Consider the following 19,683-nt stretch of genomic DNA (forward strand, 5'->3'; position numbering starts at 1 on the left):
ACCCCAGCCTACAAGAGGCCGGGGTTTTGAGTATTGCGCTGTAGCAGTGTTACTCGACGGCTTTGACCATATCTTCGATGACCTTCTTGGCATCACCGAAGACCATCATGGTCTTGTCCAGATAGAACAGCTCGTTATCCAGGCCGGCATAGCCGCTGGCCATCGAGCGCTTGTTGACGATGATGGTCTTGGCCTTGAACGCTTCCAGGATCGGCATGCCGGCAATCGGCGAGTTCGGGTCGTTCTTGGCGGCCGGGTTGACCACGTCGTTCGCGCCCAGCACCAGCACCACGTCGGCCTGGCCGAACTCGGAGTTGATGTCCTCCATCTCGAACACCTGGTCGTAAGGCACTTCGGCCTCGGCCAGCAGCACGTTCATATGGCCGGGCATGCGGCCCGCCACCGGGTGGATCGCATACTTCACGGTCACGCCGCGGTGGGTCAGTTTCTCGGTCAGTTCCTTGAGCGCGTGTTGCGCGCGTGCCACTGCCAGGCCGTAGCCTGGAACGATGATCACGGTGTCGGCGTTGGTCAGCAGGAAGGTCGCGTCGTCGGCCGAGCCGGATTTGACCGGGCGTGCTTCTTTGGCGCCGGCTGCGGCACCCGCATCCGGCGCATTGCCGAAACCGCCGAGCAGTACATTAAAGAAGGAACGGTTCATCGCCTTGCACATGATGTACGACAGGATCGCACCGCTGGAGCCCACCAGGGAGCCAGCGATGATCAGCATCGAGTTGTTCAGCGAGAAGCCGATACCTGCTGCTGCCCAGCCGGAGTAGCTGTTGAGCATCGACACCACCACCGGCATGTCGGCGCCGCCAATCGGGATGATGATCAGCACGCCCAGCACGAACGCCAGGGCCAGCATCAGTGCGAAGGCAGTGAGGTTGCCGGTGAACATGAACGCCAGGCCCAGGCCCAGGGTAGCGAGGCCAAGCACCAGGTTGATCTTGTGCTGACCGCCGAACTGTACTGGTGCGCCCTGGAACAGGCGGAACTTGTACTTGCCCGACAGCTTGCCGAACGCGATCACCGAACCGGAGAAGGTAATCGCACCAATGGCTGCACCAAGGAACAGCTCCAGGCGGTTGCCCGCAGGGATGGCGTCGCCCAGGTGTTTGACGATACCCAGGGACTGCGGCTCGACCACCGCAGCAATCGCGATGAACACCGCTGCCAGGCCGATCATGCTGTGCATGAACGCCACCAGCTCCGGCATCTTGGTCATTTCTACGCGCTTGGCCATGATCGAGCCGGCGGTGCCGCCGATCAGCAGGCCAACAATGACGTAACCGATACCGGCTGTTGCGAGTTCAGCGCCCAGCTTATAGATGAGGCCTACGGTAGTAAGCACCGCCAGCGCCATGCCGAGCATGCCGAACAGGTTGCCGCGACGCGACGTGGTCGGATGCGACAGGCCTTTGAGGGCCTGGATGAAGCAGATCGACGCGATCAAGTAGAGCGTCGTTACCAGATTCATGCTCATTACTTAGGCGCCTCTTCTTTTACTTTCGGGGCTTTCTTCTTGAACATCTCAAGCATCCTGCGGGTTACCAGGAAGCCGCCGAACACGTTGACCGCTGCCAGGGCCACGGCCAGGGTGCCCATGGTCTTGCCCAGCGGGGTCACGGTGAGGGCGGCGGCCAGCATGGCGCCGACGATCACGATTGCGGAAATTGCGTTGGTCACCGCCATCAACGGTGTGTGCAGCGCGGGGGTGACGTTCCAGACCACGTGGTAACCGACATAAATCGCCAGCACAAAGATGATCAGGTTGTAGATACCGGGGGAGATAAGCTCTTCCATCGTCTGAATCCCTGCTTAGGCGTTTTTGCGGATGACTTGGCCGTCGCGGCACATCAGGCACGCGGCGACGATGTCGTCTTCGAGGTTGATTTCAAACTGCCCTTCCTTGGTGAAGACCAGCTTCAGGAAGTCCAGCAGGTTGCGCGCATACAAGGCTGACGCGTCGGCGGCGACAGCGCCGGCGAGGTTGGTCGGGCCGCAGATGATCACGCCGTTCTCCACTACCACTTGGTCGGCGACGGTCAGCGGGCAGTTGCCACCCTGGGCGGCCGCGAGGTCGATGACCACCGAGCCGGGTTTCATCTGCGCGACGGTGTCGGCGCTGAGCAGGGTCGGCGCTTTACGGCCGGGGATCAGTGCGGTGGTGATGACGATGTCGGCCTGCTTGGCGCGTTCGTGCACGGCCAGGGCCTGGCGCTGCATCCAGCTGGTTGGCATTGGGCGCGCGTAACCGCCGACGCCGACGGCGCATTCGCGCTCTTCATCGGTTTCGTAGGGCACGTCGACGAACTTGGCGCCGAGGGACTCGATCTGCTCTTTTACGGCCGGGCGTACGTCAGACGCTTCGATCACCGCACCCAGGCGTTTCGCCGTGGCGATGGCCTGCAAGCCCGCCACGCCGGCGCCCAGGATCAGCACGCGAGCGGCTTTGACGGTGCCCGCGGCGGTCATCAGCATCGGCATGAAGCGCGGATAGTGATGAGCGGCGAGCAGCACGGCTTTGTAACCGGCGATGTTGGCCTGGGAGGACAGCACGTCGAGACTCTGGGCGCGCGAGGTGCGCGGTGCAGCTTCGAGGGCAAAGGCAGTGATGCCCCGCTCGGCGAGCTTGGCGATGGTTTCGTTGCTGAACGGGTTGAGCATGCCCACCAACACGGTGCCGCTTTTGATCAGCGCAAGTTCGCTGTCGCTGGGGGCCACCACCTTGAGAATCAGCTCGGCGCCAAACGCATCGTTGGCGCTGCCAATGGTTGCGCCTGCCGTTTCATAGGCACTGTCAGTGATGCTGGCTTTAATGCCGGCACCGCTTTGTACAGTGACCTTATGGCCCTGGCCGATCAGCTTCTTGATGGTTTCCGGGGTGGCAGCCACCCGCGTTTCACCGGTCTGGGTTTCGAGAGGAACACCAATGTGCACGTCAAATCTCCTGCATGATCTTTTTGCTTTTGATCTTTTTGTAAAAAGGCCAGTGCACCGTGAGTGGCGCATCTGGGGCGGCCGATCAGCACGATCCCGCTGAAATGACAGCGGGGCGCGGCATTTTGCAGGCGAACTTTACGGCCTTCAAGGGATTATGACGGGTGACGAAAAATTAACTACAAGTCACCCTGTGACTGATTGTCGCAATGCTTTGAAATAACCTCTTCAAATACAGGGGTTTAAAGGGCTGCAGGCATTTATCGGGTCTTTTGCCATCGCTGATGTGAATAGTCGGGCATTGGCTTGTGAGAGTCGCTGAAGGCCATGAAAATCATGGCTTTGGGCCTTATCTTTGGTCAGCAGGTACAGTCTGCTGAAATGCGACATATACGTACATCTGTAGGATTTGATTTTTGCTGACTACAAAGTCAGCAATTGCCTAGTGTCCTTTAAATACTGGGGCTATAGCGGTGTGATTGATCAATCAGCCAGTCTCTGAAAGCGTGCAGCGAGGCCGATTCGACTTTTCTGTCGGGAATCATCAAGTAATAGGCCTTTGAACTGGTCAGTGCCTCGGGACTTGCAATCACGAGTTGGTGTTCATCCAACTCCCGCTGGATAAGGAACGGCGGGATCAGCGCGATCCCCATGTCATGCATGGCTGCCTGGGACAGCATTGAGAATAGCTCGTATCGGGGGCCTGTCATGTCGCGGGGCACGTTCAGTTGCTGGGCGTTGAACCATTGGCGCCAGGCGTAAGGCCGGGTGGTCTGCTGTAGCAAGGGCAGTTCCGCGATCTCCTGCGGGGCAAATTGTGTGCGGCTGGCCAGCAGTCGTGGGCTGCACACGGGGACAGGGTTTTCTCCCATCAATCGGTGGGATTCTGTACCGGACCAATCGGCATCACCGAAGTAGATCGCTGCATCGAAGTCGGTATCGGCAAACAGGAACGGACGCGTGCGGTTGGTGAGGTTGACCGTGACTTCCGGGTGTTGGCGCTGAAAGTCCTTGAGTCGAGGTATCAGCCACTGAGTGCCGAACGTAGGGACGACGGCCAGTTCGATCACGTTGGCGCCCTGCTGGCCCATGACCGACAAGGTATCGCGCTCCACCGCGTCCAGCTGGGTAGCAACGCGACGGCTGTAGGACAGGCCCGCTTCCGTCAACTTGACCCCGCGACGCGAGCGCCGAAACAGCTCGACACTTAAAAACTCCTCAAGGCCGGCGATTTGTCGGCAGATGGCGCCCTGGGTGATGGAGAGCTCTTGCGCAGCCTTGGTAAAGCTCTCGTGGCGGGCCGCCGCTTCAAAGCTGACCAGGGCGGTGGTGCTGGGAATTTTTCTGCGCATGTACCTTGTCCTCACATATAAAACGCATAGGCGGCGCTATTTAGTGTTTCGAAGTGAGAAATTAGCACAAGCCTATGCAGAAACCTCGTTTGCCCTCCTCGCTCGTCCGGCCTAGGCTCCATCCACGACTTCTGATTTATCTTCGCGAGGACTTATTCATGGCTGGCAAGGCAAGCTTCAACTGGATCGATCCACTGCTGCTGGATCAACAGCTCACCGAAGAAGAGCGCATGGTGCGTGACAGCGCTGAGCAGTTCGCCCAGGACAAGCTGGCGCCGCGTGTGCTCGAAGCCTTTCGCCATGAGAAGACCGACCCGGCCATTTTTCGCGAGATGGGCGAAACCGGCCTGCTGGGGGCGATGATTCCCGAGCAGTACGGTGGCAGTGGCTTGAACTACGTCAGCTATGGATTGATCGCCCGTGAGGTGGAGCGTGTCGACTCCGGCTATCGGTCGATGATGAGCGTTCAGTCGTCCCTGGTGATGGTGCCTATCAATGAGTTCGGTACCGAAGCACAGAAGCAGAAGTATCTGCCTAAGCTGGCTTCTGGTGAGTGGATTGGCTGCTTCGGTCTGACCGAGCCGAATCATGGTTCCGACCCGGGCGCGATGATTACTCGTGCGCGCAAAGTGGAAGGCGGCTACAGCCTGACGGGCGCGAAGATGTGGATCACCAACAGCCCTATTGCGGATGTGTTTGTGGTGTGGGGCAAGGACGATGCAGGCGACATTCGTGGGTTTGTATTGGAGAAGGGCTGGAAAGGCCTGAGCGCTCCGGCGATTCACGGCAAGGTGGGTCTGCGAGCCTCGATCACTGGCGAAATTGTCATGGACAACGTGTTTGTGCCGGAAGAGAACATCTTTCCGGACGTGCGGGGTTTGAAGGGGCCTTTCACCTGCCTTAACTCGGCGCGTTATGGCATCTCCTGGGGGGCGTTGGGTGCAGCTGAGTTTTGCTGGCACACCGCACGCCAATACACGCTGGATCGTCAGCAGTTTGGACGACCGTTGGCGGCAACCCAGTTGATCCAGAAAAAGCTGGCCGACATGCAGACCGAGATCACCCTGGCGCTGCAAGGCTGCATGCGGTTGGGTCGGATGAAGGATGAAGGGACGGCGGCGGTGGAGATCACGTCGATCATGAAGCGCAATTCGTGTGGCAAGTCCCTGGACATCGCGCGCATGGCGCGGGACATGTTGGGCGGTAACGGTATCTCCGACGAGTTCGGGGTGGCGCGTCATCTGGTCAACCTGGAAGTGGTCAACACCTATGAAGGCACCCATGACGTGCACGCGTTGATCCTGGGGCGTGCGCAAACCGGTCTTCAAGCGTTCTATTAATAGGAGTTCGGTATGGGCGCGCTTTCGCATCTGCGGGTACTGGATCTGTCGCGAGTGCTGGCGGGGCCGTGGTCCGGGCAAATTCTTGCGGACCTTGGGGCTGAGGTCATCAAGGTCGAACGGCCAGGCAGTGGGGATGACACTCGCGCCTGGGGGCCGCCCTTTCTTAAGGATGCCTATGGCGAAAACACCAGTGAAGCGGCGTATTACCTGTCGGCCAATCGTAACAAGGAGTCTGTGACGATCGACTTCACGCGACCGGAGGGGCAGAAGCTGGTGCGTGACCTCGCAGCCAAGTCCGACATTCTGATCGAGAACTTCAAGGTGGGTGGTCTGGCTGCGTATGGGTTGGACTATGAGGCGCTCAAGGAGATCAATCCGGAGTTGATCTATTGCTCGATCACCGGTTTTGGCCAGACGGGGCCTTATGCGGCGCGTGCGGGCTATGACTTCATGATCCAGGGATTGGGCGGGCTCATGAGTCTGACCGGGCGGCCCGAGGGGGATGACGGGGCCGGGCCTGTCAAGGTTGGCGTGGCGTTGACTGACATTCTCACGGGGCTCTACTCCACCGTGGCGATCCTGGCGGCGTTGGCCCATCGGGATCATGACGGCGGCGGGCAGCATATCGATATGGCGCTGCTGGATGTGCAGGTGGCATGCCTGGCGAATCAGGCGATGAATTACCTGACGACGGGGGTGTCGCCGAAGCGTTTGGGCAATGCGCATCCGAATATCGTGCCGTATCAGGATTTTCCTACTGCCGATGGCGACTTTATCCTGACAGTGGGTAATGACGGGCAGTTTCGAAAGTTTGCTGAAGCCGCTGGGCAGCCGCAGTGGGCGGATGATCCGCGCTTCTCTTCCAACAAGATGCGGGTGGCCAACCGTGCACAGTTGATTCCGTTGATTCGGCAGGCGACGGTGTTCAGGACGACGGCTGAATGGGTGGCGCTGTTGGAGCAGGTTGGCGTGCCATGTGGGCCGATCAATGATCTGGCGCAGGTGTTTGCCGATCCCCAGGTCAAGGCGCGTGGGTTGGCGATGGCGTTGCCCCATGCACTGGCGGGAATGGTGCCTCAGGTGGCTAGCCCTATCCGATTGTCCAAGACTCCCGTGGAGTATCGCAGCGCGCCTCCTCTGCTTGGCGAGCATACGGTTCAGGTGTTGCGTGAGGTGCTTGGATTGGAGGACGCCAATGTGGCTGCTCTGAGGGCTGCAGGGGTTATCTAGGTCGCTTCTTCTATATAGAAGGGATCAGGAGGCTGTTTTGGTGGTTTTTTAATCAGTTTCGGTTAATTGATAGAAAAACCAAATTAATGGTTGACGGCAGATTCTGGATGTCTATAATTCGCCCCACTTCCGGCGCAGTCGAAACGGAAAACTCCTTGGTAAACAATGAGTTACGCAGTTTTCGGCGGCAGGTTGCTTCAGTTCATCGAAGCGCTCAGGAAGTTGAAAAAGAGGTGTTGACAGCAGCGTGTAACGCTGTAGAATTCGCCTCCCGCTAACGAGAGATCGTAAGCGCAAGTGGTTGAAGTTGTTGAAGAAATCTTCGAAAGCTTCTGAAAATAATCACTTGACAGCAAATGAGGCTGCTGTAGAATGCGCGCCTCGGTTGAGACGAAAGATCTTAACCAACCGCTCTTTAACAACTGAATCAAGCAATTCGTGTGGGTGCTTGTGGAGTCAGACTGATAGTCAACAAGATTATCAGCATCACAAGTTACTCCGCGAGAAATCAAAGATGTAACCAACGATTGCTGAGCCAAGTTTAGGGTTTCTTAAAAACCCAAAGATGTTTGAACTGAAGAGTTTGATCATGGCTCAGATTGAACGCTGGCGGCAGGCCTAACACATGCAAGTCGAGCGGTAGAGAGAAGCTTGCTTCTCTTGAGAGCGGCGGACGGGTGAGTAATGCCTAGGAATCTGCCTGGTAGTGGGGGATAACGTTCGGAAACGGACGCTAATACCGCATACGTCCTACGGGAGAAAGCAGGGGACCTTCGGGCCTTGCGCTATCAGATGAGCCTAGGTCGGATTAGCTAGTTGGTGGGGTAATGGCTCACCAAGGCGACGATCCGTAACTGGTCTGAGAGGATGATCAGTCACACTGGAACTGAGACACGGTCCAGACTCCTACGGGAGGCAGCAGTGGGAATATTGGACAATGGGCGAAAGCCTGATCCAGCCATGCCGCGTGTGTGAAGAAGGTCTTCGGATTGTAAAGCACTTTAAGTTGGGAGGAAGGGCAGTTACCTAATACGTATCTGTTTTGACGTTACCGACAGAATAAGCACCGGCTAACTCTGTGCCAGCAGCCGCGGTAATACAGAGGGTGCAAGCGTTAATCGGAATTACTGGGCGTAAAGCGCGCGTAGGTGGTTTGTTAAGTTGGATGTGAAATCCCCGGGCTCAACCTGGAACTGCATTCAAAACTGACTGACTAGAGTATGGTAAGGGTGGTGGAATTTCCTGTGTAGCGGTGAAATGCGTAGATATAGGAAGGAACACCAGTGGCGAAGGCGACCACCTGGACTAATACTGACACTGAGGTGCGAAAGCGTGGGGAGCAAACAGGATTAGATACCCTGGTAGTCCACGCCGTAAACGATGTCAACTAGCCGTTGGAAGCCTTGAGCTTTTAGTGGCGCAGCTAACGCATTAAGTTGACCGCCTGGGGAGTACGGCCGCAAGGTTAAAACTCAAATGAATTGACGGGGGCCCGCACAAGCGGTGGAGCATGTGGTTTAATTCGAAGCAACGCGAAGAACCTTACCAGGCCTTGACATCCAATGAACTTTCCAGAGATGGATTGGTGCCTTCGGGAACATTGAGACAGGTGCTGCATGGCTGTCGTCAGCTCGTGTCGTGAGATGTTGGGTTAAGTCCCGTAACGAGCGCAACCCTTGTCCTTAGTTACCAGCACGTAATGGTGGGCACTCTAAGGAGACTGCCGGTGACAAACCGGAGGAAGGTGGGGATGACGTCAAGTCATCATGGCCCTTACGGCCTGGGCTACACACGTGCTACAATGGTCGGTACAGAGGGTTGCCAAGCCGCGAGGTGGAGCTAATCCCATAAAACCGATCGTAGTCCGGATCGCAGTCTGCAACTCGACTGCGTGAAGTCGGAATCGCTAGTAATCGCGAATCAGAATGTCGCGGTGAATACGTTCCCGGGCCTTGTACACACCGCCCGTCACACCATGGGAGTGGGTTGCACCAGAAGTAGCTAGTCTAACCTTCGGGAGGACGGTTACCACGGTGTGATTCATGACTGGGGTGAAGTCGTAACAAGGTAGCCGTAGGGGAACCTGCGGCTGGATCACCTCCTTAATCGACGACATCAGCTGCTCCATAAGTTCCCCACGAATTGCTTGATTCATTGAAGAAGACGATAAAGAAGCAGCCCGAAATTGGGTCTGTAGCTCAGTTGGTTAGAGCGCACCCCTGATAAGGGTGAGGTCGGCAGTTCGAATCTGCCCAGACCCACCAATTTTGTGTGGGAAACGCCTGTAGAAATACGGGGCCATAGCTCAGCTGGGAGAGCGCCTGCCTTGCACGCAGGAGGTCAACGGTTCGATCCCGTTTGGCTCCACCACTACTGCTTCTGTTTGTTGAAAGCTTAGAAATGAGCATTCCATCGTGACGATGGTGAATGTTGATTTCTAGTCTTTGATTAGATCGTTCTTTAAAAATTTGGGTATGTGATAGAAAGATAGACTGAACGTTACTTTCACTGGTAACGGATCAGGCTAAGGTAAAATTTGTGAGTTCTCTTAGTTGAGAAATTCGAATTTTCGGCGAATGTTGTCTTCACAGTATAACCAGATTGCTTGGGGTTATATGGTCAAGTGAAGAAGCGCATACGGTGGATGCCTTGGCAGTCAGAGGCGATGAAAGACGTGGTAGCCTGCGAAAAGCTTCGGGGAGTCGGCAAACAGACTTTGATCCGGAGATGTCTGAATGGGGGAACCCAGCCATCATAAGATGGTTATCTTGTACTGAATACATAGGTGCAAGAAGCGAACCAGGGGAACTGAAACATCTAAGTACCCTGAGGAAAAGAAATCAACCGAGATTCCCTTAGTAGTGGCGAGCGAACGGGGACTAGCCCTTAAGTGGCTTTGAGATTAGCGGAACGCTCTGGAAAGTGCGGCCATAGTGGGTGATAGCCCTGTACGCGAAAATCTCTTAGTCATGAAATCGAGTAGGACGGAGCACGAGAAACTTTGTCTGAATATGGGGGGACCATCCTCCAAGGCTAAATACTACTGACTGACCGATAGTGAACTAGTACCGTGAGGGAAAGGCGAAAAGAACCCCGGAGAGGGGAGTGAAATAGATCCTGAAACCGTATGCGTACAAGCAGTGGGAGCAGACTTTGTTCTGTGACTGCGTACCTTTTGTATAATGGGTCAGCGACTTATTTTCAGTGGCGAGCTTAACCGAATAGGGGAGGCGTAGCGAAAGCGAGTCTTAATAGGGCGTCTAGTCGCTGGGAATAGACCCGAAACCGGGCGATCTATCCATGGGCAGGTTGAAGGTTGGGTAACACTAACTGGAGGACCGAACCGACTACCGTTGAAAAGTTAGCGGATGACCTGTGGATCGGAGTGAAAGGCTAATCAAGCTCGGAGATAGCTGGTTCTCCTCGAAAGCTATTTAGGTAGCGCCTCATGTATCACTGTAGGGGGTAGAGCACTGTTTCGGCTAGGGGGTCATCCCGACTTACCAAACCGATGCAAACTCCGAATACCTACAAGTGCCGAGCATGGGAGACACACGGCGGGTGCTAACGTCCGTCGTGAAAAGGGAAACAACCCAGACCGTCAGCTAAGGTCCCAAAGTTATGGTTAAGTGGGAAACGATGTGGGAAGGCTTAGACAGCTAGGAGGTTGGCTTAGAAGCAGCCACCCTTTAAAGAAAGCGTAATAGCTCACTAGTCGAGTCGGCCTGCGCGGAAGATGTAACGGGGCTCAAACCATACACCGAAGCTACGGGTATCACGTAAGTGATGCGGTAGAGGAGCGTTCTGTAAGCCTGTGAAGGTGAGTTGAGAAGCTTGCTGGAGGTATCAGAAGTGCGAATGCTGACATGAGTAACGACAATGGGTGTGAAAAACACCCACGCCGAAAGACCAAGGTTTCCTGCGCAACGTTAATCGACGCAGGGTTAGTCGGTCCCTAAGGCGAGGCTGAAAAGCGTAGTCGATGGAAAACAGGTTAATATTCCTGTACTTCTGGTTATTGCGATGGAGGGACGGAGAAGGCTAGGCCAGCTTGGCGTTGGTTGTCCAAGTTTAAGGTGGTAGGCTGAGATCTTAGGTAAATCCGGGATCTTAAGGCCGAGAGCTGATGACGAGTTACCTTTTAGGTAACGAAGTGGTTGATGCCATGCTTCCAAGAAAAGCTTCTAAGCTTCAGGTAACCAGGAACCGTACCCCAAACCGACACAGGTGGTTGGGTAGAGAATACCAAGGCGCTTGAGAGAACTCGGGTGAAGGAACTAGGCAAAATGGCACCGTAACTTCGGGAGAAGGTGCGCCGGTGAGGGTGAAGGACTTGCTCCGTAAGCTCATGCCGGTCGAAGATACCAGGCCGCTGCGACTGTTTATTAAAAACACAGCACTCTGCAAACACGAAAGTGGACGTATAGGGTGTGACGCCTGCCCGGTGCCGGAAGGTTAATTGATGGGGTTAGCTAACGCGAAGCTCTTGATCGAAGCCCCGGTAAACGGCGGCCGTAACTATAACGGTCCTAAGGTAGCGAAATTCCTTGTCGGGTAAGTTCCGACCTGCACGAATGGCGTAACGATGGCGGCGCTGTCTCCACCCGAGACTCAGTGAAATTGAAATCGCTGTGAAGATGCAGTGTATCCGCGGCTAGACGGAAAGACCCCGTGAACCTTTACTATAGCTTTGCACTGGACTTTGAATTTGCTTGTGTAGGATAGGTGGGAGGCTTTGAAGCGTGGACGCCAGTTCGCGTGGAGCCATCCTTGAAATACCACCCTGGCAACTTTGAGGTTCTAACTCAGGTCCGTTATCCGGATCGAGGACAGTGTATGGTGGGTAGTTTGACTGGGGCGGTCTCCTCCTAAAGAGTAACGGAGGAGTACGAAGGTGCGCTCAGACCGGTCGGAAATCGGTCGTAGAGTATAAAGGCAAAAGCGCGCTTGACTGCGAGACAGACACGTCGAGCAGGTACGAAAGTAGGTCTTAGTGATCCGGTGGTTCTGTATGGAAGGGCCATCGCTCAACGGATAAAAGGTACTCCGGGGATAACAGGCTGATACCGCCCAAGAGTTCATATCGACGGCGGTGTTTGGCACCTCGATGTCGGCTCATCACATCCTGGGGCTGAAGCCGGTCCCAAGGGTATGGCTGTTCGCCATTTAAAGTGGTACGCGAGCTGGGTTTAGAACGTCGTGAGACAGTTCGGTCCCTATCTGCCGTGGACGTTTGAGATTTGAGAGGGGCTGCTCCTAGTACGAGAGGACCGGAGTGGACGAACCTCTGGTGTTCCGGTTGTCACGCCAGTGGCATTGCCGGGTAGCTATGTTCGGAATAGATAACCGCTGAAAGCATCTAAGCGGGAAACTAGCCTCAAGATGAGATCTCACTGGAACCTTGAGTTCCCTGAAGGGCCGTCGAAGACTACGACGTTGATAGGTTGGGTGTGTAAGCGCTGTGAGGCGTTGAGCTAACCAATACTAATTGCCCGTGAGGCTTGACCATATAACACCCAAGCAATTTGCGTCGAAAGGCCAGATTGCGGTGTGTGAAGACGAAATGAACCGAAAGTTCGACGCTCACAAAACACCGAAAGCTATCACATACCCAATTTGCTGAAGCGGGGCATACGCCACGACTCAGTACCCGAATTTCTTGACGACCATAGAGCATTGGAACCACCTGATCCCATCCCGAACTCAGCAGTGAAACGATGCATCGCCGATGGTAGTGTGGGGTTTCCCCATGTGAGAGTAGGTCATCGTCAAGATTAAATTCCAAAACCCCTGTTTGCTAACGCAAACAGGGGTTTTGTTTATGTAGAAGTCCATGAATTTCACTGGCACGTTGCTAACGCAACGGTCCGGTACACAGAATTTCTTGACGACCATAGAGCATTGGAACCACCTGATCCCATCCCGAACTCAGCAGTGAAACGATGCATCGCCGATGGTAGTGTGGGGTTTCCCCATGTGAGAGTAGGTCATCGTCAAGATTGAATTCCGAAACCCCTGTCTGCTAACGCAGACAGGGGTTTTGTCGTTTAAGGGCCTTGAACCGTAACGGATCAGAACTGATAGCTGACTGTAGCGCTCACATTGCGCTCTTCCCCCAGGTAACAGAAGTTCAGGCTGGCACACGACGCCACGTACGTCTCATTGGTCAGATTGTTGGCATTGATCCGTACATCCACGCCCTTCAATCCGATCTTGCCCAGGTCATACCCCACCGAAGCATCAAGCAAGGTATAGGACGGGACTTTCATCGTGTTTTCCGCATCCGCCCAGCTATAGCCCACATACCGCAAGCCGCCCCCGAGTCGCAATCCGTCCAGGGCTCCACTATTGAATGCGTAGTCAGCCCACACCGATGCCATGTGGCGAGGTGCCTGGGTCGGAGAGTTACCCTCGTTCTCGATCAGATTGTCAGCCGTACTCAAAGTACTCACCATCGACTTCGTGTATTTGATGTCAGTGAAGGTATAACTGCCCAACAGCTTCAGGTTTTCGCTCACTTGCATGTGTGCTTCCAACTCAAGCCCCTGCGAGCGAACAGCACCTACAGCACGATAGAAGTTCTCCTGCGGTAGTTTGGTCGCCAGATTCTCCTGATCGATGCGAAACCACGACGCGGTAAACAGGTTGTCTGTACCCGGCGGCTGATACTTCAGCCCCACCTCCCACTGCGTCCCGTCAGTAGGCGCCAACGGGTTACCTGTGCTATCGGAATAGGAGTTGGGATTGAAGGATTCGGAATAGCTGACGTAGGGCGCCAGGCCGTTATCAAACAGATACAACGCACCTGCACGCCCAGTCAGCTTGGTCCGTTTATCACTGATTTGCGTGCCTGCCGGCCGCCCGGTCTCAGCGACTCGGTTCTCGTCGGAAGTCTCTACCCAGTCCTGGCGCAGCCCGAGGGAAAACCGCCATTTATCCATTTCGACCAAGTCTTGCAGATAGACACCGGTCTGCTCCAGCCGTCGTAGGTAGCTGGTCGGGCTGTAATAGCTGATCGCCGAATTACCATAAACAGGGCTGAACGCGTCGATCGGTTGCAGCGATCCGCTAGTCCAGTCCACTACGGTTTTACGTCGCTGATAATCCGCCCCCATCAATACGGTCTGCTTGATTGCGCCGGTAAAAAACTCCGCCTGTAGCATGTTGTCGATGATGAACGCATGCAGCTTCTCGTCCCCTCCGGAGTAGTAGCGGTTCAGCTCGTTGCCGGTCGGCGTGCTCCAGCCATAGGCGTAGACCTGATCCAGCCGCACCTTGGAGTCCAGATAGCGAAAGTTCTGCCGCGCAGTGAAGACATCATTGAAGCGATGTTCAAATTGATAGCCAAACGACTGCTGATCACGCTTGTAGCCGTCGAGCCCAGGTTCACCTTCGAAGAAATGGCTGGAGATTCGCTGGCCGTTACGCTGATGCAACGCACCATCTGCCGGCATGCCCCCGTGATAACCCCCATCAGGGTCGTGCTGGAGGTACGCTTGGAGTACAAGCGACGTATCATCGGTGAAGTCGATGCTCACGGTCGGTGCCAGTGCAAAGCGCTTTTCTTTGGCGTGGTCAAACTGGGTGTCGGACTTATCCGTCAAACCTGTCAGTCGGTAGGCAATCCGCTTGTCGTCATCCACAGGCCCACTGAAGTCAAACCCCATGCCTCGTTGCCCGTTGCTTCCTACAGTCGCTTGTACTTGATGATAGGGCTCGAACAACGGCTTCTTACTGGTCAGTGCCACCAGCCCGCCCGGCGAACTGCGCCCGTACAGCACCGAAGACGGGCCCTTGAGAATATCCACCCGCTCGAGGAAATACGGATCAACCTGCATCGTGCTGTAGGTGCCGCTGTCGCCCATGGACTTGAGCCCGTCCAGGTAAATGTTGTCTACCGAGCCGTCGTTGAAGCCGCGCATTGCCACGTAGTCGTACCGGTGTGTCGCCCCATAGGGGTTGGTCAATACGCCTGGTGTGTAACGCATGGCCTGGGCTACCGTCTGGGAGCCCTGGTCGTCCATCTGCTCGCGCGTGACCACCGAGACGGTTTGCGAGGTCTCGAGCAAAGCGGCGCTGGTTTTGGTCGCAATCTGGCTGTGAGTCGCGTTGTAGCCTTCCATGCTGCCCAGGGCATTACCCAGCGCAAAGCCCTTGATGTCGGTGGTTGGCAGGGTAAGTGCGCTATCTTCCGGCGTCACTTGCACTGTGAAGCTGACGTCATCCTCGGAAACCGCCTGCAACCCAGAACCACGGAGCAAAAGATTCAGGCCGTCTCTGGCCGAATAGTCGCCGCGCAGTCCTGCCGAATGCAGGCCCTGGGTGTGCGCAGGTGTGCTGGAAAGCATGATGCCGGCCTGTCGGGCAAACTGATTCAGCACCTCGGTCAGTGGGCCTGCGGAGATCTCATAGCGTTGATGGGGGCGTTCGGCACTCGCGTCTGCGGCCATGGCAGTGAAGGGCAATACGTGTAGGCCCATCGCTGTCGATAGCAGCGCCACACGTACGGCTTTACTCAGCAATGAATAGGAAGAATTACAGGGAAAACGCACAGTCATGGTCAAGATCCGTAGAGGCCGTTGAGGGCAGATTGAAAGGCTTACTGTCTAAGCCGGACTCACGGAAAAAAGCCGCCAAAAAAACCTTGAAGTTCAGGCTGATCGATCCAGGCTCACCCACCAGCGGGTGCGGTAGCGCAATTGAACCGGCAGCGTTTGCGGCAGGATCGCCAACAATTTATCGGTGTCCTCTAAACGGAAAACGCCCGATAGCCGCAAATCGGCGATGTCTGCCGAGCAACCCAGGTAGCCATGACGATAACGCCCGACTTCTGCCAGGAAAGCGTCGAGGCGCATGCTGCGTGTCACGATAAGTCCATCGGCCCAGGCGCCAATGTCCATGTCCAAAGGCGCGGCGGGGATAGCTTCGGTCTGACGCACGAGGTAGCTTTCTCCTGCGTGCACCTGGGTCGACAGCCCTTTTGCCCCATGTGGTGAATGAATGACCACATTGCCGCTGACCACGCTCAACCGCGTGCAGGCACTGTCCTGTCGAACGGCGAAGCGGCCGTCGATGCCTTCGAACAAGCCATGCCGCGTTTGCACCAGCAAAGGCGTCGACCGAACTGCGCCGCACGTCACCAGGGCCTCCCCACGTACCAGCGTGATCAATCGCTGCTGCGGGTTGAAATGCAGGTCCACGGCGCTGTCGGTATTGAGTTGCAAGCGAGTCCCGTCGGGCAATTGCACGCTACGGCGTTCGCCGGTGGCAGTCGCGAGGTCGCAGGTCCAGCGTTGCCAGCCCGTCAGATCCCGGCTTACCCACGCCGCCGTACCCACCAGCAGCACGCCAGACAACACCTTCAGCGCCTGCCGTCGGCCCAAGCCCTGTGCGCTGTTTTCCAGCGCCGCATGCGCCCCTGGAATCGCCGCCAGTTGGCCACTCAATTCCTGCTGCAACGCCTGCACCCGCTGCCAGGCCAACTCATGGTCGCCGTGGGCCTCACGCCAGTCTGCACATTGCGCGCGCAGCTTTGGATTGGCGCGGTTGTTGCGCAAGCGCAGCGACCAGTTGATGGCTTGCTTGACCGCCTCGGGACTGGGGCTTGGGCGCACCGCGTTGTTCATCGGCGTCATGTTTCATACCGCAGCACATAGCAGTGGTACAGCGCCTGCGCAACGTAACGCTCGACGGACCGCAGCGACACGCCCATCTGCTGCGCGATCTGCTTGTAAGTCAGTCCATCGCACTGCGCCAGCAGAAATGCCTTGCGTACCTTTGGCTTCAGTCCTTCAAGCAGTCGAGCAACTTCTTCCAACAACTCCAGCACCAGCGCACGGGCTTCAGCGCTGGGCGCTAATCCCTCGGGCAGATGGGCGATGGACTCAAGGTAAGCCCGTTCGATTTCTTCGCGGCGCCAGTGATCAATCACCAGGCCGCGGGCGATGGTGCGTAAAAACGCACGCGGCGTCTTGAGTTCAAAACGCTCGGTCTTCTGCAGCAGACGCACAAAGGTGTCCTGCGCCAGGTCGGCAGCATCCGCGGCATTGCCCAAACGCCCGCGCAGCCAGGTGTTCAGCCAGTTGTGATGGGTGCGGTAAAGCGTCTGCACGACACTTTCACACGGGATGTACTCGGAGGATGCCATTCACACGGGCTCGGCCAAACGTTACAAATGATAATTAGTCGCATTGTTTGGGAGGCTGAAAAAATTTGCAACTCTGATCCCTGTACGGCAACCGCCTGTCGGTTTCCTACATAAAATGAGGAAACACCTTACAGCGGCCTAAGTTTTACCCTGATTTGGCCGAAAGCCTGATGAGCCATGCGTGCACCGAAATAGAGCGGCTACAAAGACGATCTATGCCGCAACATGGAATGCTCCACTCGGCACGCTAACCCCCCTTTGGCAAAAAGAAGTCGATGAAATGAATCTCAAGTTCAGTCATAAAATTCTGTTGGCCGCGTCAGGCGTCGTGGTTTTAGCGTTCGCGTTATTCACGCTCTACAACGACTACCTGCAGCGCAGCACCATCAAGCAAAACCTGGAGTCGTCTATCCAGCAATCCGGTGAACTCACGGCCAGCAGCGTGCAAAACTGGCTCAGCGGGCGAATTCTGGTGCTAGAAAACCTTACGCAAAACATCGCGCACCAAGGCGCGGGGGCTGACCTTCCGGGCCTGGTCGATCAACCGGCCTTCACCTCGAACTTCCAGTTCACCTACGTCGGCCAAACCAACGGCGTATTCACCCAGCGCCCTGATGCCAAGATGCCCGACGACTACGACCCGCGTCAGCGCCCTTGGTACAAGCAGGCTGTAGCCGCCGGTAAACCCATGCTCACGCCGCCGTATATGGCCGCCGTGGGTGGGCAGATCGTGACCATCGCCATGCCGGTGAAAAAGAACGGTGAATTGCTCGGTGTGGTTGGCGGCGACTTGAGCCTGCAAACCCTGGTGAAGATCATCAACTCGGTGGATTTCGGCGGCATCGGCCACGCATTCCTGGTCAGCGGTGACGGTCAGGTGATCGTCAGCCCGGACCAGGACCAGGTGATGAAAAACCTCAAGGACATCTACCCGGGCGCCCAACTGCGCATCGAGAAGCTCAACCAGGACGTGGTGCTCAACGGTCAGGATCGCATCCTGTCGTTCACCCCGATCAGCGGCTTGCCTGGCGCTGACTGGTACATCGGTCTGTCGATCGACAAAGACAAGGCCTACGCACCTCTGGGCAAATTCCGCACCTCCGCGTTGATTGCGATGCTGATTGCCGTAGTGGCGATTGCCGTGCTCTTGAGCCTGTTGATCCAAGTGTTGCTGCGACCCCTGACCACCATGGGCGTTGCCATGCAGGACATCGCCCAGGGCGAGGGCGACCTGACCCGCCGCCTGGCCGTGACCAGCAAAGACGAGTTTGGCGAGGTCGGCAGTGCGTTCAACCAGTTCGTCGAACGTATCCACGCGTCCATCTCCGAAGTGTCATCGGCGACGCGCCAGGTACATGACTTGTCCCAGCGCGTGATGGCCTCGTCCAACGCGTCGATCATCGGTTCCGACGAGCAAAGCGCCCGCACCAACAGCGTGGCGGCGGCGATCAACGAACTGGGGGCCGCCACCCAGGAAATCGCGCGCAACGCCGCCGATGCTTCGCAGCATGCCAGCGGTGCCAGTGAACAGGCCGACGATGGACGCAAAGTGGTGGAGCAAACCATCCTGGCGATGTCGGAACTCTCGCAAAAGATCAGCCTGTCCTGCACGCAGATCGAAACCCTGAATGCGAGCACCGACAACATTGGCCACATTCTCGATGTGATCAAAGGCATCTCCCAGCAGACCAACCTGCTCGCGCTCAACGCCGCAATCGAAGCCGCCCGTGCCGGTGAAGCCGGGCGTGGGTTTGCCGTGGTTGCCGACGAGGTGCGTAACCTCGCGCACCGTACCCAGGAGTCGGCCGAAGAGATCCACAAGATGATCACCTCGCTGCAAGTGGGCTCGCGTGAAGCGGTGACCACCATGAACGCCAGCCAGATTTCCAGCGAAGAAAGCGTCGAAGTGGCCAACCAGGCCGGTGAGCGCCTGGTCAGCGTGACGCAGCGGATTGTCGAGATCGACGGCATGAACCAATCGGTCGCAGCTGCCACCGAGGAGCAGACCGCCGTAGTGGAAACCCTCAACGTCGACATCAACCAGATCAACCTGCTGAACCAGCAAGGCGTCAGCAATCTCAACGAAACGTTGAAGGATTGCGACGCGTTGTCCCAGCAGGCCAGTCGCTTGAAGCAACTGGTCGATAGCTTCAAGATCTGACGATGTGCGCAGGAGCGAGTGTTCTCGCTCCTGCCGCTCAGTCGAGCATCCGCCGTACGTTCTCCAGGGCGCTGTCGGCAAACGTCTGCACAAACTGCTCAAACCCCGCCTGCGCCGCATCTACCGGCTCGGCAACAATGGTCCAGGTCGCCCTGGCACATCGCTCGCCCAGTGTTTCCACACGCATTGACGCCCACAGCCTGGCGATTCCCAACGTGTTGTAGAGGGCGGTCCAGGTCATGTACATGGCGTCGTCGTCACGGCTGTTGAGTTGCTCGACGACGCAGTGCCCATCGCGGAAAAATTTCGTACGCAATGCGCCGATGCCCTCTCCGGTCATCGTAATGTGCGAGAGGGCAGGAATGAACTTATCGAAGCCTGCGAACTGACCTACCAAGCCCCACAGCCGGGTGGCTTCGCAGGCGACTACCACCGAGGCTACCTGCGGTGCGCTGTCGGGGTTGCGGATCAATGTATCGGGTTGCAGCGGTTTCATGGGGGATGTCC

At 56.6% G+C, this 19,683-nt stretch carries 11 protein-coding genes, 2 tRNA genes and 4 rRNA genes; 9 read left to right on the forward strand and 8 right to left on the reverse strand.

What is annotated here, in order from left to right; all coding sequences use genetic code 11:
* Positions 1-49: 49 nt before the first annotated feature.
* The 4 genes from PSH81_RS00545 to PSH81_RS00560 all read right to left on the reverse strand — a co-directional run bounded on the left by PSH81_RS00545 (position 50) and on the right by PSH81_RS00560 (position 4,295).
* Positions 50-1,486, reverse strand: a complete 1,437-nt coding sequence (locus tag PSH81_RS00545) for an NAD(P)(+) transhydrogenase (Re/Si-specific) subunit beta (protein ID WP_305391816.1) — start codon at positions 1,484-1,486, stop codon at positions 50-52.
* Positions 1,486-1,806, reverse strand: coding sequence for an NAD(P) transhydrogenase subunit alpha (locus PSH81_RS00550; RefSeq protein WP_003187417.1), 321 nt, complete (start codon positions 1,804-1,806; stop codon positions 1,486-1,488). Before PSH81_RS00550 ends, PSH81_RS00545 begins: the two co-directional genes overlap by 1 nt.
* Positions 1,807-1,821: 15 nt before the next feature.
* The gene (locus tag PSH81_RS00555) at positions 1,822-2,943 is read right to left on the reverse strand and encodes a Re/Si-specific NAD(P)(+) transhydrogenase subunit alpha (RefSeq protein ID WP_192298231.1); all 1,122 of its coding nucleotides are present in this window, start codon (positions 2,941-2,943) and stop codon (positions 1,822-1,824) included.
* Positions 2,944-3,395: 452 nt separating this feature from the next.
* Positions 3,396-4,295, reverse strand: a complete 900-nt coding sequence (locus tag PSH81_RS00560) for a LysR family transcriptional regulator (RefSeq protein WP_226454816.1) — start codon at positions 4,293-4,295, stop codon at positions 3,396-3,398.
* Positions 4,296-4,453: 158 nt separating this feature from the next.
* Between PSH81_RS00560 and PSH81_RS00565 the strand changes: the two genes are divergently transcribed.
* The 8 genes from PSH81_RS00565 to rrf (PSH81_RS00600) all read left to right on the forward strand — a co-directional run bounded on the left by PSH81_RS00565 (position 4,454) and on the right by rrf (PSH81_RS00600) (position 12,867).
* Positions 4,454-5,635 carry an acyl-CoA dehydrogenase gene (locus tag PSH81_RS00565; RefSeq protein ID WP_305391817.1) on the forward strand — a complete coding sequence of 394 codons (1,182 nt, stop codon included), beginning with the start codon at positions 4,454-4,456 and terminating at the stop codon, positions 5,633-5,635.
* A gap of 12 nt (positions 5,636-5,647) precedes the next feature.
* Positions 5,648-6,868, forward strand: a complete 1,221-nt coding sequence (locus PSH81_RS00570; RefSeq protein WP_305391818.1) for a CaiB/BaiF CoA-transferase family protein — start codon at positions 5,648-5,650, stop codon at positions 6,866-6,868.
* A 571-nt stretch (positions 6,869-7,439) separates the two neighbouring features.
* Positions 7,440-8,973, forward strand: a 16S ribosomal RNA gene (locus PSH81_RS00575).
* Between the two features lie 82 nt (positions 8,974-9,055).
* Positions 9,056-9,132: transfer RNA gene (locus PSH81_RS00580), tRNA-Ile, on the forward strand.
* 30 nt (positions 9,133-9,162) lie between these two features.
* Positions 9,163-9,238: transfer RNA gene (locus tag PSH81_RS00585), tRNA-Ala, on the forward strand.
* 247 nt (positions 9,239-9,485) lie between these two features.
* A 23S ribosomal RNA gene (locus PSH81_RS00590) occupies positions 9,486-12,377 on the forward strand.
* A gap of 149 nt (positions 12,378-12,526) precedes the next feature.
* Positions 12,527-12,642: ribosomal RNA gene (gene rrf / locus PSH81_RS00595) — 5S ribosomal RNA — on the forward strand.
* Between the two features lie 109 nt (positions 12,643-12,751).
* Positions 12,752-12,867 (forward strand): 5S ribosomal RNA (gene rrf / locus PSH81_RS00600).
* The 16S, 23S and 5S rRNA genes sit together here with 2 tRNA genes alongside, the layout of an rRNA operon.
* A 72-nt stretch (positions 12,868-12,939) precedes the next feature.
* Here the strand turns inward: rrf (PSH81_RS00600) and PSH81_RS00605 are convergent.
* From PSH81_RS00605 to PSH81_RS00615, 3 genes are all read right to left on the reverse strand, one after another.
* Positions 12,940-15,426, reverse strand: a complete 2,487-nt coding sequence (locus PSH81_RS00605; protein WP_305391819.1) for a TonB-dependent siderophore receptor — start codon at positions 15,424-15,426, stop codon at positions 12,940-12,942.
* Positions 15,427-15,519: 93 nt separating this feature from the next.
* A complete protein-coding gene (locus PSH81_RS00610) occupies positions 15,520-16,503 on the reverse strand; it encodes a FecR domain-containing protein (protein ID WP_226456598.1) in 984 nt (327 codons plus the stop codon).
* Entirely contained in the window at positions 16,500-17,015 is a 516-nt protein-coding gene (locus PSH81_RS00615) for a sigma-70 family RNA polymerase sigma factor (RefSeq protein WP_226456599.1), read from the reverse strand. Before PSH81_RS00615 ends, PSH81_RS00610 begins: the two co-directional genes overlap by 4 nt.
* A 280-nt stretch (positions 17,016-17,295) precedes the next feature.
* On the opposite strand from PSH81_RS00615, the gene PSH81_RS00620 reads away from it, so the two are divergent.
* A complete protein-coding gene (locus tag PSH81_RS00620; protein ID WP_192298587.1) occupies positions 17,296-19,176 on the forward strand; it encodes a methyl-accepting chemotaxis protein in 1,881 nt (626 codons plus the stop codon).
* A 37-nt stretch (positions 19,177-19,213) separates the two neighbouring features.
* On the opposite strand, the gene PSH81_RS00625 is transcribed toward PSH81_RS00620, so the two are convergent.
* Positions 19,214-19,672, reverse strand: a complete 459-nt coding sequence (locus PSH81_RS00625) for an SRPBCC family protein (protein WP_226456600.1) — start codon at positions 19,670-19,672, stop codon at positions 19,214-19,216.
* Between the last annotated feature and the right edge of the window lie 11 nt (positions 19,673-19,683).

The organism is Pseudomonas sp. FP2335, assembly GCF_030687535.1.
Classification (GTDB): Bacteria; Pseudomonadota; Gammaproteobacteria; order Pseudomonadales; family Pseudomonadaceae; genus Aquipseudomonas.

Bases quoted from the DNA above. Each gene is read 5' to 3' on its own strand.
- PSH81_RS00545 (WP_305391816.1), bottom strand. From the start codon at position 1,486: ATGAGCATGAATCTGGTAACGACGCTCTACTTGATCGCGTCGATCTGC.
- PSH81_RS00550 (WP_003187417.1), bottom strand. From the start codon at position 1,806: ATGGAAGAGCTTATCTCCCCCGGTATCTACAACCTGATCATCTTTGTG.
- PSH81_RS00560 (WP_226454816.1), bottom strand. From the start codon at position 4,295: ATGCGCAGAAAAATTCCCAGCACCACCGCCCTGGTCAGCTTTGAAGCG.
- PSH81_RS00565 (WP_305391817.1), top strand. From the start codon at position 4,454: ATGGCTGGCAAGGCAAGCTTCAACTGGATCGATCCACTGCTGCTGGAT.
- PSH81_RS00570 (WP_305391818.1), top strand. From the start codon at position 5,648: ATGGGCGCGCTTTCGCATCTGCGGGTACTGGATCTGTCGCGAGTGCTG.
- PSH81_RS00605 (WP_305391819.1), bottom strand. From the start codon at position 15,426: ATGACTGTGCGTTTTCCCTGTAATTCTTCCTATTCATTGCTGAGTAAA.
- PSH81_RS00610 (WP_226456598.1), bottom strand. From the start codon at position 16,503: ATGACGCCGATGAACAACGCGGTGCGCCCAAGCCCCAGTCCCGAGGCG.
- PSH81_RS00615 (WP_226456599.1), bottom strand. From the start codon at position 17,015: ATGGCATCCTCCGAGTACATCCCGTGTGAAAGTGTCGTGCAGACGCTT.
- PSH81_RS00620 (WP_192298587.1), top strand. From the start codon at position 17,296: ATGAATCTCAAGTTCAGTCATAAAATTCTGTTGGCCGCGTCAGGCGTC.
- PSH81_RS00625 (WP_226456600.1), bottom strand. From the start codon at position 19,672: ATGAAACCGCTGCAACCCGATACATTGATCCGCAACCCCGACAGCGCA.